Below are 13,628 nucleotides of genomic sequence, written 5' to 3' on the forward strand. Positions count from 1 at the left end.
GGGCATTTCAACAAATGTCGGAAAGGTCCCTACGGCTCTTCCCTACAACTGCGCGATGATCTCTGTCAACATCGCCTATAGCGTCCCCTTCGTGAACGCCCCGAAGAAGCTGTTACGAGGTCTCCTCACCGCCCTGGTGCTCGTACCGGTGAGCCTGATGGCGACCCCCGCTTCCGCCGCGCCCCCCTCCGACCCCGAGCTTCCCTGGCGCCGGGCCCACTGGCCCCAGACGCAGCCATGGCAGCAGGACGGCCCCGACGCCCAGGAGCTGCGCTCCCGTCCCGCCGCCGACATCCCGCCGATCGACCCCCAGAACTGGGAGAACCCCGACCACATGACGTGGTCGGACTACAAGAAGGTCCCCGGCACCACCTGGAACGACCCGGCGGTCAAGGGCTCCAAGCGCACCTTCAAGGGCGCCCTGGTGCTGCTCGACTACCCCAACCAGCCGTTCGTGGTCACCCAGCCCAAGGGCTCGACCATCTTCCAGAACCCCAGCGCCGAGGCCCACGACATCCCCCGCGACCAGGTCGCGAAGTTCTACCAGGACTTCCTCAACACCCCGAACGCCCTCAACAAGGGTCACACCATCCACGAGTACTGGATGGAGGACTCCGGCGGGCGCGTCGGCGTCGAGCTGACCGGCTTCGGGCCGTACACGATGCCCGGCAAGGACCACGAGTACGCCATGGAGTACCAGGCGGACGCGTGCCCGGCCGGCGACACCTGCACCCGCAACCTGCGCGCCGACGGCAACGCCGCCTGGCTGGCCGCGGTCGGCGAGGAGACCGCCAAGCAGTTCGACTTCGTCTTCTACCTCAGCGCCGGCCAGGACGAGTCGTCCACCTGGCAGGAGTTCGGGATGATGAAGTTCCCGAACAAGGAGTCGGTGCCCGACGAGTGGGGCCCGCCGGACCCCGCCCTGCCCAACTGGTCCAAGACCCGCTACGTCGACTGGACGTCCTGGCAGTCCGGCTCGACGTTCTGGCCCAACGCCCGCTTCGGCGTCGACTCGGTGCAGGCCGAGAGTTCCGGCATGTCCGTCTACGCCCACGAGCTGAGCCACATCATGGGCGTCGCCGACAACTACAACAACCCGTACGGCACGCCGCTGCGCCGCGCGTACTCCGGCATCTGGGAGATGCTCAGCCGCGGCACGTTCAACGGCCCCGGCGGCCCGCACAGCCGCTGGCTGATCCCGCCGACCTCCGGCGCCTCCATGGGCGCCCAGCACATGCTCCGCAACAAGATCAAGCTGGAGATGGTCGACGACCGCAACGTGCTCAGCCTGAACCGCGACGCGCTCGCCCAGTCGGGCCTGGTGACCGCCCGGGTGACGGCGCGCGCCGTGCGGCCCGGCACGGACGGGCTGATGGGCGTGAACATCGCGTTCGGCAGCGGCGACAAGAGCCCCGCCTGCGACGTCAAGACCGACCCGCTGTGCGACGGCGGCGGCTACGACAACTACACCGTCGAGGTCGTCGACCGCATGGGCACCGACTCCTTCACGCCCGACTCCGGCGTGCTGCTGGCCAAGACCAAGGACCAGGACCGGGCGCCCTTCATCTGGGTGGTCGACGCCAACCCGCAGGACATCGGCATGACCGACTACGTGCTGCCCGACGGCACCAAGGTGCCGATCACCATGGGCGACTACCGGCAGCTGTCCGACGCCCTGTTCCACGCGGGCACGAACTCCGGCAGCGAGTACGAGTTCGTGGACCAGGCCAACCGCCTGCACTTCTACGTCACCGACGTCGAGCGCGACCGCAAGGGCGTGCTGTCGTACACGGTGGCGGTCCGCTCCCTCGACGGCGCCGGCCCGCAGCGCCGCGGCGTCCGGCTGCTGCCCGCCGCCGGCACCCCGTCCGGGCACAACGTGTCGCGCTGCTCGTTCCCGCTGCTCAACACCGGCAACGCCGCGCCGGCGCAGGGACAGCACCCCGAGGACGTCAGCGCCTACCTCGGCTCCGACGTCTACCGGCTCAAGGCGGAGGTCAAGGGCAAGGGCTGGAGCGCCCAGCTGCCCAACGAGCTCGCGTCGGTCGCGTTCGGCAAGCGGGCCGGCGTGAGCGTCAACGCGGTGCGCGCCTCCGGCGGCGACCGGCTGGCCACGGTCACGCTCACCGCCACCTCGGAGAGCGACCCGGCCAAGAAGGCCACCGCCACCTGCCACGTGATCGGCCTGTAGCAGGGGCACATCCGCGGGGTACGGCCGGAACCCGGCCGTACCCCCTCGGCGTTCTCACGGTACGACGTGAAGAGAGAGGTCCCGTTGACCGGGCAGCCGCCTGACAAGCCCGAGCCCCGGCGTGCCGACATGCCGGAGCCCCGGCGTGCCGACGAGCCCGGGCCCCGGCGGCGGGGGATCCCCGTGGCCGCGCCCGTCGCGGCCGGGCTCGCCGCGGCGGCCGCCAGCATCCTGGCCGCCTCCCTGGAGTGGGACATCCCGCCCATCGCCAAGATCGGCGTGACGGCCGGCGCCGCGATCCTCGTCGGCCTGACCACCTGGGCCACCACCGAGTCCAAGCCCAAGGCGCTCACCCGGGCCGACCCCGCCTCCCGCGCCTCCGACCAGTGGCCGCCCGTGCCGGAGCACTTCACCGGCCGCACCGAGGCGCTGGCCGAGCTGCGCGAGGTCTTCGCCGCCCGCCGCAAGGCGAGCGACGTCGTCCCGCCGCTCGTCGTGTCCGTGTACGGCAGGGGCGGCGTCGGCAAGTCCGCGCTCATGGCCCGCTTCGGCCAGGAGGTCGCCGGCTGGTTCCCCGACGGGCGGCTGCACGCCGACCTGCGCGGCGGCGCGGGCGCGCCCGTGCGGCCGGAGGAGGTGCTGATCGGGTTCCTGCGGGCGCTCGGCGTCCGCCTCACCACCGACCCCGGCGGCCTGGACGAGCTGCGCAGGCTCTGGCTCACCTGGACCAAGGGCCGCCGCATCCTCATCGGCCTCGACAACGCGCACAGCGCCGACCAGGTCAAGCCGCTCATCCCGGCCGAGCCCGGCTGCGCGGTGCTGGTCACCTCGCGCCAGCCGCTGTTCCTCAACGCCACGCGCGACACGCAGCTCGGCGTGTTCAGCGAGGCGCAGGGCGTGGAGCTGCTGGCCCGGCTGGCGGGCAGCGCCCGCGTGGTGGACGACCTGGAGGCGGCCAAGGAGATCGTCCGGCTGTGCGACCGGCTGCCGCTGGCCATCGGAATCTGCGGCGGGCGGCTGGCCACCCGCGAACAGTGGACGCTGCGCGAGATGGCGAGCCGGCTGGACGACGAGCGCCGCATCCTCGACCAGCTCGAACTCGCGCCGACCGTGGACAAGAGCGTGCGCGCCTCGGTCCAGCTCAGCTACGACGACTGCACCGGCATGCAGCGCCGCCTGCTGCGCCTGCTGTCGGCGCTCACCGTGCCCGACGTGCCCGGCTGGGTGGCGGGCGAGCTGCTCGACATCTCGGTGCTCGACGGCGCCGACCAGCTCGAGGCGCTCATCGACGCGCAGCTCGCCGAGTGCTCCGGCACCGACCAGACCGGGACCATGCGCTACCGGCTGCACGACCTGGTCCGCGTCTTCGCCGCCGAGCCGGCCGCCGAGGAGGACGAGGGCCGGCGGCGCGACGCGGTCGAGCGCGTGCTGTCCGGCTACCGCCGCCGCGCCGAGGCCGCCGCCCAGGACCGCTGGCCGCAGGACTGGAGCCGGGGCGGCCGCCGCTCCAGCGCCGAGGGCCAGGTCCACGCCGGCGACTGGCTGAACGCCGAGCGGCTCAGCCTGGTCGCGCTGGTCGGCCTGGCCCGCGAGTACGAGCTGTGGGAGCTGACCTGGGGACTGGCCCGGGCCTTCTGCTCCCTCTGCCACTCGCTGCGCGCGTACTGGGCCGACTGGCGGGCGGTCGCCGAGCTGGGCTGCGAGGCGGCGCTGCGCTCCGGCGACCGGCGGGCGCTGGCCATCTCGCTGCTGGACCGGGCCGCCGTGCAGGGCGGGATCGGCGCCCACGAGCTGGGCCGCGCCGACGCCGAGCGGGCGCTGGAGCTGTTCACCGAGCTGGGCGAGACGTGGTGGGCGGCGCGGGCCCGGCGGGCGATCGGCATGGCGCTGTTCTCCGACGGCCACCTCGACCGCGCCCAGGAGCACCTGACCGGGGCGATCGCCGCGTTCCGGGCCGAGGACGACCAGTGGTGGATGGCCCGCTCCCAGCGCAACCTGGCCGAGCTGCGGCTGGCCGAGCGGCGCCCGGAGGAGGCCAGGGACCTGCTGGAGGACTCGCTGGCCGTCTTCGAGCGCTCGGGCAACCGGTACTCCGAGGCGCAGACGCTGCGCGCGTACGGCGAGGTGCTGGCCGCCCAGGCGCGCGGCATGCGCAGGGACGGCGAGCACCGGGCCGCGCTCGACGGGTTCACCCGGGCCGGCCACAGCCTGAGCCGGGCGGCCGAGATGTTCCGGCAGCGCGGCGAGCTGTGGGAGGAGGCGCGCTGCCTGCGCGCCGCCGGCGAGGTCGGCGACCCCGCCAACGGGCTGCGCGAGCTGGACTTCGTCCGGCGGGCCGAGAACATCCTGGCCGCGCTCGGCGACTCCTGGGGCGTGGCCCGCGCCGCCCTGTCCGCCGGGCGGGCGCTGGCCCGGCTCGGGCGCATCGAGGAGTCGGAGCGGGAGCTGCGCCGGGCCATGGAGGCGTTCCAGGAGCTGGACGACCGGTGGTGGATGGCGCTCAGCCTGCGTTACCTCGGCGAGGCGCACCTCGACGCCGGGAGCGCGGCGGCCGCGGCCGGCCCGCTGCGCGAGGCGCGCGAGATCTACCGCAGCCTCGGCAACGAGGCCGGCATGCGCCGCACCCTGGAGCTCCTGCGCCGCGCCGAGACCTGACCCGCGGTCCCTTCCGGGTCCGGGGCGGGGCGCTCAGGAGAGCGGGGTCCTGCCGGACGGGCGCTCAGGTGAGCGGGGTCCTGCCGGACGGGCGCTCAGGTGAGCGGGGTCCTGCCGGACGGGCGCTCAGGTGAGCGGGGTCCGCAGGAGCTCGCCCGCGGTGCGGCGCGCCTGCAGCACGCTCTCCTCGAACAGCCGCCGCACCTGCCGCGCCTGCTCGCCCAGCTCCCTGATGTGCCGGTGCGCCAGGTCGTCGCGGACGGTGTCGGCGATCAGCCGCTGGTAGTCGGGCGTCCGCGCGGCCAGCGTCTCCAGCCGCTGGTGCGCGTGGTACACGTGGTCGGCGCGCGTCACCTGCCGCGCGTACTCCTCCAGGTGCCGCACCCGCCGCGACAGCGACGTCCAGGCCGCGTCCAGGGCCGTCGTGTACGGACGGAACGCGTCCTCCAGGCCCGAGGGCAGGACGCGGGGGACGAGCCTGCGGTGCTCGGCGTGCATGGCCGACAGCCGCGCCAGCCGCTGGGCGATCTGCCACACCTCCTCCGGCAGCGTCACCTGGTTGTCGATGGTGTCGATGAAACCCGCCCGCTGCACCGCGGAGGAGAGGATGGCGTCCACGGCGTCCTGGGCGCGGCGCAGCAGCCGCTGGCACGGGTAGTCGAGGTCCTCGGGCAGCACGTAGTGCGCGGCGTACTGGCGCGCCAGCCGCAGCCGTTGCCGGAGGTCCCGCTGGGTGGCCGCCACGTTGGCGTGCCGCAGCAGCGCGATCACGCCGACGGCGCCCGCGACGATCGCCGCGGCGGACAGGCTGCCGATGAGGTAGAACAGCACGGCGATCCAGGGGACCAGGAGGAGCAGGACGCGACCGCCCGACGCCTTGGGCTCCGCACCGGTGCGGGCCATGCGGAGGAGGTGCGGCCCGGACCACAGCCGGGCCCAGACGTCCCGCGGCAGTCCTGGATCGATCACCACCCGGGGAGGCAGAGCGCGTGGATCCATCAGAACCTCGGCAGAGGGGCGTGGCCTTCGAGCGATGGGAGAATGCCGCTCTCTGCTGGTCGTCTCACCACGGGTTTTCCTCTCTCCGGAGCTGTTGTGCTGTCATGCTGATCGTGTGACTGGACGGGCGTGCCTCCAGGAGGGGGGCGGCTGTGCGCAGGGCGTATAAGTTCCTGCTGCGGCCGACCTGTCGCCAGGAGATCGTGCTGATGGCGTGTCTGGAGGACCATCGCCAGCTCTACAACGGGGCGTTGGAGCATCGGCGTACGGCCTATCGCAAGGCGGGCGTGAGCGTTCGGTACGGCGACCAGTCGGCGGAGTTGAAGCAGATCCGTGCCGATGACGCGGGCGGTCAGGGCCGGTGGTCGTTCTCCTCCCAGCAAGCCACCTTGCGTCGCTTGGACAGGGCCTTCGGCGTGTTCTTCGCCCGGGTCAAAGCCGGGCGCGGCCGGGGCTACCCGCGGTTCAAGGGGCGCGGCTGGTTCGACACGGTGACCTGGCCCAAGGACGGTGACGGCTGCCGGTGGAACTCCCAGCCCGAGCATCCTTCGGCGACCTTCGTCCGGCTGCGAGGGATCGGGCATGTGCGGGTCCACCAGCATCAGACGGTGAAGGGGCGGGTGAAGACGGTCAGTGTGAAGCGGGAGGGTGCCCGCTGGTTTGTGATCGTCTCGTGCGACGACGTGCCGGCCGACACCCTGCGCGCGACGGGCGCGGCCGTCGGCGTTGACTTGGGCGTGGCCTGGCTGGTGACGACGTCCGAGGGCGAGCATGTGGCCAATGCGCGCCATCAGGAAGCGTCCGCCAGCCGTCTGGCGGACGCGCAGCGGGCTCTGGCCCGCAAAGAGCGTGGGTCCAGGCGCCGCCGTAGGGTTGTCGCGCAGGTGGCGGCGTTGCATGCCAAGGTGCGGCGGCAACGTCTGGACGGCGCTCACAAGGCCGCGCTCGCCCTGGTCCGCGGGTACGACGTGATCGTGCACGAGGACCTGCGGATCGCGAACATGACCCGCTCGGCGTCCGGCACGATCGACACTCCCGGTCGTAACGTCGCGGCCAAGTCCGGCCTCAACCGGAGCATCCTGGACGCGGGTTGGGGGGTGTTCCTGACGGTCCTCGCGTACAAGGCTGAAAGCGCCGGTCGCAAGCTGATCGCGGTGAACCCCGCCAACACCTCCCGCACGTGCGCCCCTTGCGGGCACATCGCTGCGGAGAACCGCGTCAGCCAAGCCGTGTTCACCTGCACGGCGTGCGGTCATGCTGCGCATGCCGATGTGAACGCGGCCGTCAACATCCTCAGGGCAGGGCTTGCCCTTCGCGACGCCGCGGGAGCGGCTTAGCGAGAAGCCGCTCCCCTCAGGGAACGGAGGAGTCACATGTTCATGCTGCGTTATGAACCTCGAATTCGCTGAAGATTGGCGGACATATAGGGTCTAAGCGATGAACGCGATGAACGCGATGACGAGATGGATCGACCTGGAAGGCGCCGTCAACGTCCGCGACCTGGGCGGACTGCCCACCGTCGACGGAGGCGTCACCCGTTACGGCCGGATCTTGCGGTCGGACAACCTCCAAGGGCTCACCCACCGCGACGTGTCGCACCTCGTGGGCGAGCTCAAGCTGCGGCACGTCGTGGACCTCCGCTCGACGGCCGAGGTCACCCTGGAGGGGCCGGGCCCGCTGGCCCGCGTCCCGGAGGTGACCCACCACCATCTGACCCTGTTCGCCGAGGGCGGCAAGCACACCGACGTCGAGGCCGACACCATCGACGCCGACAAGGTGCTGCCCTGGCAGGAGCGCCAGCTCGACGAGGACCTGCGGATGACCGGGTTCTACTACGGCTACCTGCGCGACCGTCCCGACTCGGTGGTGGCGGCGCTGCGGGCCATGACGCTGGACGACGGCGCGGCCGTGGTGCACTGCGCCGCCGGCAAGGACCGCACCGGCGTGCTGTCCGCGCTGGCGCTGGAGGCGGCGGGCGTCACCCGGCAGGCGATCGTCGAGGACTACACGGCGACGGGCGAGCGGCTGGAGCAGGTGCTGCGGCGGCTGCGCTCCAGCAGCACCTACCGCGACGACCTGGACTCGCGCCCGGCCGACGACCACATGCCGCGCCCCCGTTACATCCAGCAGTTCCTGTCGGTGCTGGACGAGCGGTTCGGCGGGCCGATGGGCTGGCTGGGGGCGCACGGCTGGACGGCCCAGGACACCGAGGCCATGCGGACCCGCCTGCGCGACTGAGCCGCCACGCGCGGGCGGCTAGGGGAGGGTGACGACCGCCCGCTCGGTCACCGAGCGGCGGGCCGCCTCCAGGACGGCCAGCGCGCCGGCCACGCTCTCGGGCGTGACCGGCGGCGGCGCCCCCTCGCGCAGGCACGCCGCGACGCCCCGGTAGAAGTCGAGGTACGCGCCGGGCAGCGTGGGCACGATCCCCTGCCGCTCGGCGTCGCCGAGGGTGCCCCACCGCTCCTCGGGCTCCTCGCCGAACCCCGGGGAGTCCGGCGTCATGCCCGCCCGCAGCCGCTCCTCCTGCACGTCCAGGCCGTCCTTGACGTACGCGGCCAGCGAGCCGAGCACCCGGAACCGGGGGCCGGGCCGGGCGGCCAGCGCGCTCGCCCACAGGTGTGACCGGGTGCCGCCGGCGTGGGTGAGGGCGAGGAAGGTGTCGTCGTCGCCGGAGACGCCCGCGCGCCGCACGTCGCTCTCGGCGTAGACCTCGCGCACCGGGCCGAAGAGCTCGATCGCCTGGTCGACGAGGTGGCTGCCGAGGTCGTAGAGCAGGCCGCCGATCTCCTCCTCGCCGCCCGTCTCGCGCCAGCCGCCCTTGGGCCGGGGCCGCCAGCGCTCGAAGCGCGACTCGAAGCGGTGGACCTCGCCGAGGGCGCCGCCCCTGACCAGCTCCCGCACGGTGAGGTAGTCGCCGTCCCAGCGGCGGTTCTGGAAGACGGTCAGCATGAGGCCGCGCTCGCCGGCCAGCGCGGCGAGCTCGCGGGCCTCGGCGGCGGTGCGGGCGAGCGGCTTGTCGACGACGACCGGCTTGCCGCGCGTGAGCGCCTCGGTGGCGAGCGGCACGTGGGTGCGGTTGGGGGAGGCGACGACGACGAGGTCGCACAGGTCCCACAGCTCGCCGGGGGAGGGCACGGCGCTCGCGCCGTAGCGGGCGGAGACGTCGGCGGCGCGGCCCGCGTCGCGGGTCACCACGGCCGCCAGCGTCAGGCCCTCGGCGGCGTGGATCATCGGCGCGTGGAAGTACGCGCCGGCCGTGCCGTATCCGATCAGGCCGACCCGGATGTCGCTCATCGGGCCAGCCTAACGGCTACTCGTCGTCGCGTTCGGCGAGGAAGCGCTCGAACTGGGCGGCCAGCTCGTCGCCCGTGGGCATCTGCGCCGCCTCGGCGATGAGGTTCTCGCGGTCCGCGCCCCCGGCGAACGCGTCGTACTGCTGCTCAAGGCCGGAGATGGCGGTCGACAGCTCCGTGGACGCCTGGATCTGGTCCTCGATCTCGGCGGTGGTGCGCCGGGCGGCCTCGCGCAGCGCGTCCATGGGGAAGACCAGCCCGGTGTCCCGGGTCACGGCCTCCAGCGCGGTCACGGCGGCCTGGGGGTACTCGGCCTGGGCGAGGTAGTGGGGCACGTGGACGGCGTAGCCGAGCGCGTCGTGGCCCTCGGCGCCCAGGCGGTACTCCAGCAGCGCGGCGGCGCTGCCGGGCACCTGGACCCGGCCGAAGGTGCTGGTCTGGTCGGCGTTGAGCAGTTCCGGCCGGCTGGCGTGCGGGGTGATGCCGAGCGGGCGGGTGTGGGGCACGGCCATCGGGATGCCGTGGACGGTGACGAGCCTGCTGACGCCGAGCCGCTCGACCAGCGTGCCGACGGCCCGGGTGAACAGCTCCCACTCGCGGTCCGGCTCCGGGCCGTTCATCAGGAGGAACGGCACGCCGGTGGCGTCCTTCACCGCGTAGACGGCCAGCTCGGGCATGTCGCAGGAGACCCACCGGTCGGTGTCGAACGTCATGACCGGGCGGCGGGAGCGGTAGTCGAGCAGCCGGTCCACGTCGAACCGCGCCACCACCTGATGCTCCAGCCCGTCGAGCACGTGCGCCAGCGCGAGCCGCCCGGCGCCTCCGGCGTCCACGAAGCCCTCGAAGTGGTAGAGCAGCACCGGCTCGGCCGGCTCCGGCACGTCGTCGGCGAGCTTGTAGAGATCCGTCGGGTCGAACACGGTTGGACAGCCTTTCCCTAGCTACTCTCACGTGAAACCCACGGCGAGCCGGAACGATTCCGTGCAGGGCACCCTATCGAGGCAGAACGGGACACACCGACGAGGTCCGGCCGGCCCGGTGCGACGGCGAAGGTGACACTTTGCTGGTGCCGGCGACCTACGGGAGTCACGCCGGCGCCCGTTCGCGGGCCGCCGCGGCGCGCCGCCGATCCGGAACGCGCAGGCGGCCGTGGAGGACCCGGGCGCGGCAGGTTCGCACACGGCGAATTCCATGAATGGTTCCGTCAAATGGGTGAATAGTACGCAATAGCGCTAAATATCCGAAAATGACATGGAAGTTATCGACTGTGGTTTTTCGGACTGTAGCTCGTCATGCTGTATGAGTGGTTACTTCTGCGCGTCCCTTCACGAGGCGACCCCTCCGCATCCCCCCGCTGCCATGCCCGTTCCCGAACGAGATCAACGTGCACGCCGCAGAGGTCGACGCGGAGAGCCACGCCTGGCTGGCCGCCTCCAGCATGCTCGCCGGAGCCGAGACGATCGAGCACTTCCGGCGCTCCCAGATCGGCCTGCTGGCCGCACGCACCAATCCGTCCGTCCCCCGTGACAACCTCCGGCTGATCAACGACTGGTACAACTGGTTATTCGCGTTCGACGACGCCTTCTGCGAGAGCGAGCGGGTGGGATGCCGGGCCTCGGCGCTGGCCCGCGCCCTGCCGCCGCTCCTGGAGATCGTCGACGGGCGCCGCAAGCCGGATCCGGCCGACCCGTTCGGGGTCGCGCTCGACGAGCTGCTCCATCGGCTGTCCGACGTCGCCACCCCCGCCCAGGTGGACCGCTGGCGCATCACGGTGAAGGAGTACCTGTTCGCCCAGATCTGGGAGGCGGCCAACCGGGAGGTCGACCTCATCCCCACGCCCGACGACTACATCCTGATGCGCCGCATCACCGGCGCCACCTTCACCTGCTTCGCGCTCATCGACGTGGGCGGCGGCTACCGGCTCGAAGCGGAGGAGTGGCACCACCCGGACGTGCGCGCCCTGTCGGACCTCGCGTGCGACCTCATCGGCTGGGACAACGACCTGCTGTCCTACGCCAAGGAGCGCGGCCGCGACAAGGCCCGGCACAACCTCGTCACCGTGCTGGCCACCCACCGCGCCCTCACCCTCCAGCAGGCCCTGGAGGAGGTGGCGCGCATGCACGAGGCGGCGATCACCGCGTTCATCGCGCGGCGCGCGGCCGTGGAGCAGTGGGCGTCGCTGCCCGTGCGCAGGTACGTGCGCGGCCTGGAGAACTGGGTGCGGGGGCACATCGCGTTCTCGCTCGGCAGCGCCCGCTACGTGCACGCCTGGCCCGCCGGCACCCGCTGGCCGCGGGTCGTCTGACGCCCCGCCCCGGGCAGGCCCTCCATGAGAGCGTCAGTCGTCCGAGGTGTCCAGCTCGCCCAGGGCGAGCGCGGACGCCTCGTCGAGGTCGAGCCGCGCGCCCTCGTCGAAGGCGGCCCGGTAGGCCGCCTCGCCCATCGCCTTCTGGCACTCCTTGACGCACCGCTCGTGGTCGCTGGTCAGGAACGGCGCGCCGAGCATCGGCAGGCCGGCCGTGCGCCAGTTCTGGTTCAGCGCGCCCAGCAGCTTGGCCGCCACGGCGGTCTGCTCGTCGGCGGCGAAGATGCGGGCCATGGTCTCCAGCCCGAGCAGCGTGCCCAGCGTGTCGTGGAAGTACCGCTTGATCCGCACGCCCTCGCGGGCGCTCTCCAGCGCCTGGCTGGTCCGCCGGGTCGCCAGCCTGGTGATCGACAGCGCCCACTGCGCGTACGAGCTGACCCACAGCTCGCCCCGCTCCCGGCACACCTGCAGGCAGTCGACCAGCAGCGACTCCGCCTCGTACAGCTCGCCCTGCGACGACAGCACCAGCGACAGCTCGACGATCGCGGGCAGCAGGCCCGGGTTGAGCTCCTTGTTGTCGGTGTTGAACTCGATCGCCACGCCGAGCGGCGCGCTGGCCTTCTGCAGGTCGCCCTGGAGCAGCGCCGTGGTGCCCTGCATCTTCGAGGCGAGGATGACGGCCTTGGAGTCGCCGACCCGGACCGCCTCGCTGCTGCACTTCTCGGCCGCCTCCAGCGCGCCCGCGCTGTCGCCCTGGGCGCTGCGGACGTACGACAGCACCCACAGCGCCTTGCAGCGCTCCTTGCTCACGCCCGGGTTGGCGTGCAGCGCCCGCTCCAGGTACAGGCGGCCCTCGCGGGCGAAGCCGCAGCACACCCACATGAACCACAGCGACGACAGCAGCGTCAGCGCCTGCACCGCCGAGCCGGGCGTGCGCAGCGCGTGCTCCAGCGCGACGCGCACGTTGTCGTGCTCCTGGCGCATGCGGACGAACCAGTAGATCTGCCGCGGGCCGGACCACGCGTCCTCGCCGCGCTGGGCGAGGGACAGGTAGTAGTCGAGGTGACGCTGGCGCATGCGCTCGCGCTCGCCCAGCTTGTCCAGCCACTCCTCGCCGTACTCGGCCAGCGTGTCGATCAGCTTGTAGCGCACGCCCGCGTGGTTGCTCCGGATGAGCAGCACCGACTTCTCCACCAGCCCGGTCACCAGGTCGGTGATGCGCTCGGCGGGCAGCCGCTCGTCGGCGCAGACGAACCGCGCCGCGTCCAGCTCGAAGTCGCCGGCGAAGACCGACAGCCGCGCCCACAGCAGCCGCTCCGCCGGGTCGCACAGCTCGTGGCTCCAGCCGATCGCCGCCCGCAGCGTCTGGTGGCGCGGCAGCGCGGTGCGGCTCGCGCCCGCCAGCAGGCTGAACCGGTCGGCCAGCAGCTCCACGATCTGCTCCACCGACAGGGCGCGCAGGCGCACGGCCGCCAGCTCGATGGCCAGCGGGATGCCGTCGAGCCGCCGGCACAGCTCGGCCACCGCGCCGATGTTGCGCTCGTCGAGCACGAAGTCGGGCACCACGGCCCCGGCCCGCGCCGCGAACAGCTGCACCGACTCGTTGGTGAACAGGCTCTCCGCCGGGTCGTCGCCCGGCACCTGGAGCGGCGGCACCGGCACCACGTGCTCGTACGGCAGGTGCAGCGACTGGCGGCTGGTGGCCAGCACCTTCAGCCGGGGATTGCTCTCCAGCAGCTCCTCGACCAGCTCGGCGCAGCCCTGCACGAGGTGCTCGCAGGTGTCGATGATGAGCAGCATGTCGCGGTCGCCGACCCACTCCGACAGCGACTCGGAGGCGGCCCGCGAGGACTGGTCGGCGATGCCCAGCGCCGAGGCGATGGTGTGCCGGACCATGCCGGAGTCCTGGAGCCGGGCCAGGTCGGCGAACCAGACGCCGTCCTCGTACTGGGCGCGCACCTGGTGGGCCAGCCGCAGCACGGTGCGCGACTTGCCGACCCCGCCGATCCCGGTCACGGTGACCAGCCGCGACTCGCCGAGATGGCGCTTGAGGTTGGCGAGAAGGCGTGTGCGCCCCACGAAGCTCGTGAGCTCCGCCGGCAGATTGCCCTCTCGCCGCCAGCCGGTCGGGGTGGCCATCGGCAGCCTCACGTGGGGGTAGGCGACACCTGCCCTGGCATCG

9 protein-coding genes are annotated in these 13,628 nt (G+C 72.5%); 5 read left to right on the plus strand and 4 right to left on the minus strand.

Annotated elements, in window-relative coordinates; all coding sequences use genetic code 11:
- The first annotated feature begins 91 nt into the window (after window positions 1-91).
- Window positions 92-2,191: a M6 family metalloprotease domain-containing protein gene (locus tag HTZ77_RS05130; protein WP_328808420.1), complete on the plus strand. Its 2,100-nt coding sequence runs from the start codon at window positions 92-94 to the stop codon at window positions 2,189-2,191.
- A gap of 183 nt (window positions 2,192-2,374) precedes the next feature.
- Window positions 2,375-4,846 carry a tetratricopeptide repeat protein gene (locus tag HTZ77_RS05135; protein WP_175588255.1) on the plus strand — a complete coding sequence of 824 codons (2,472 nt, stop codon included), beginning with the start codon at window positions 2,375-2,377 and terminating at the stop codon, window positions 4,844-4,846.
- A gap of 126 nt (window positions 4,847-4,972) precedes the next feature.
- On the opposite strand, the gene HTZ77_RS05140 is transcribed toward HTZ77_RS05135, so the two are convergent.
- Window positions 4,973-5,845: a hypothetical protein gene (locus HTZ77_RS05140; RefSeq protein ID WP_175588256.1), complete on the minus strand. Its 873-nt coding sequence runs from the start codon at window positions 5,843-5,845 to the stop codon at window positions 4,973-4,975.
- Window positions 5,846-5,997: 152 nt separating this feature from the next.
- Here HTZ77_RS05140 and HTZ77_RS05145 point away from each other — a divergent pair, with 152 nt between their 5' ends.
- Window positions 5,998-7,182 (plus strand): RNA-guided endonuclease InsQ/TnpB family protein, encoded by a 1,185-nt coding sequence (locus tag HTZ77_RS05145; protein WP_175588257.1) that lies wholly within the window; start codon window positions 5,998-6,000, stop codon window positions 7,180-7,182.
- A 100-nt stretch (window positions 7,183-7,282) separates the two neighbouring features.
- Window positions 7,283-8,083 (plus strand): tyrosine-protein phosphatase, encoded by an 801-nt coding sequence (locus tag HTZ77_RS05150; protein WP_328808421.1) that lies wholly within the window; start codon window positions 7,283-7,285, stop codon window positions 8,081-8,083.
- Window positions 8,084-8,101: 18 nt separating this feature from the next.
- On the opposite strand, the gene HTZ77_RS05155 is transcribed toward HTZ77_RS05150, so the two are convergent.
- Together HTZ77_RS05155 and HTZ77_RS05160 are read right to left on the minus strand one after the other, a co-directional pair.
- Window positions 8,102-9,142 (minus strand): Gfo/Idh/MocA family oxidoreductase, encoded by a 1,041-nt coding sequence (locus HTZ77_RS05155; RefSeq protein ID WP_175588258.1) that lies wholly within the window; start codon window positions 9,140-9,142, stop codon window positions 8,102-8,104.
- A gap of 16 nt (window positions 9,143-9,158) precedes the next feature.
- On the minus strand, window positions 9,159-10,061 hold the full coding sequence (locus HTZ77_RS05160; RefSeq protein WP_175588259.1) for a proteasome assembly chaperone family protein: 903 nt from the start codon (window positions 10,059-10,061) through the stop codon (window positions 9,159-9,161).
- A 464-nt stretch (window positions 10,062-10,525) separates the two neighbouring features.
- Here HTZ77_RS05160 and HTZ77_RS05165 point away from each other — a divergent pair, with 464 nt between their 5' ends.
- Window positions 10,526-11,446 carry a terpene synthase family protein gene (locus HTZ77_RS05165; protein ID WP_175588260.1) on the plus strand — a complete coding sequence of 307 codons (921 nt, stop codon included), beginning with the start codon at window positions 10,526-10,528 and terminating at the stop codon, window positions 11,444-11,446.
- Window positions 11,447-11,479: 33 nt separating this feature from the next.
- Here the strand turns inward: HTZ77_RS05165 and HTZ77_RS05170 are convergent, their stop codons facing one another.
- The gene (locus HTZ77_RS05170) at window positions 11,480-13,597 is read right to left on the minus strand and encodes an ATP-binding protein (protein ID WP_328808422.1); all 2,118 of its coding nucleotides are present in this window, start codon (window positions 13,595-13,597) and stop codon (window positions 11,480-11,482) included.
- Window positions 13,598-13,628 lie beyond the last annotated feature (31 nt).

The sequence above is a fragment of the Nonomuraea montanisoli genome, assembly GCF_013363975.1.
Taxonomy (GTDB): domain Bacteria; phylum Actinomycetota; class Actinomycetes; order Streptosporangiales; family Streptosporangiaceae; genus Nonomuraea; species Nonomuraea montanisoli.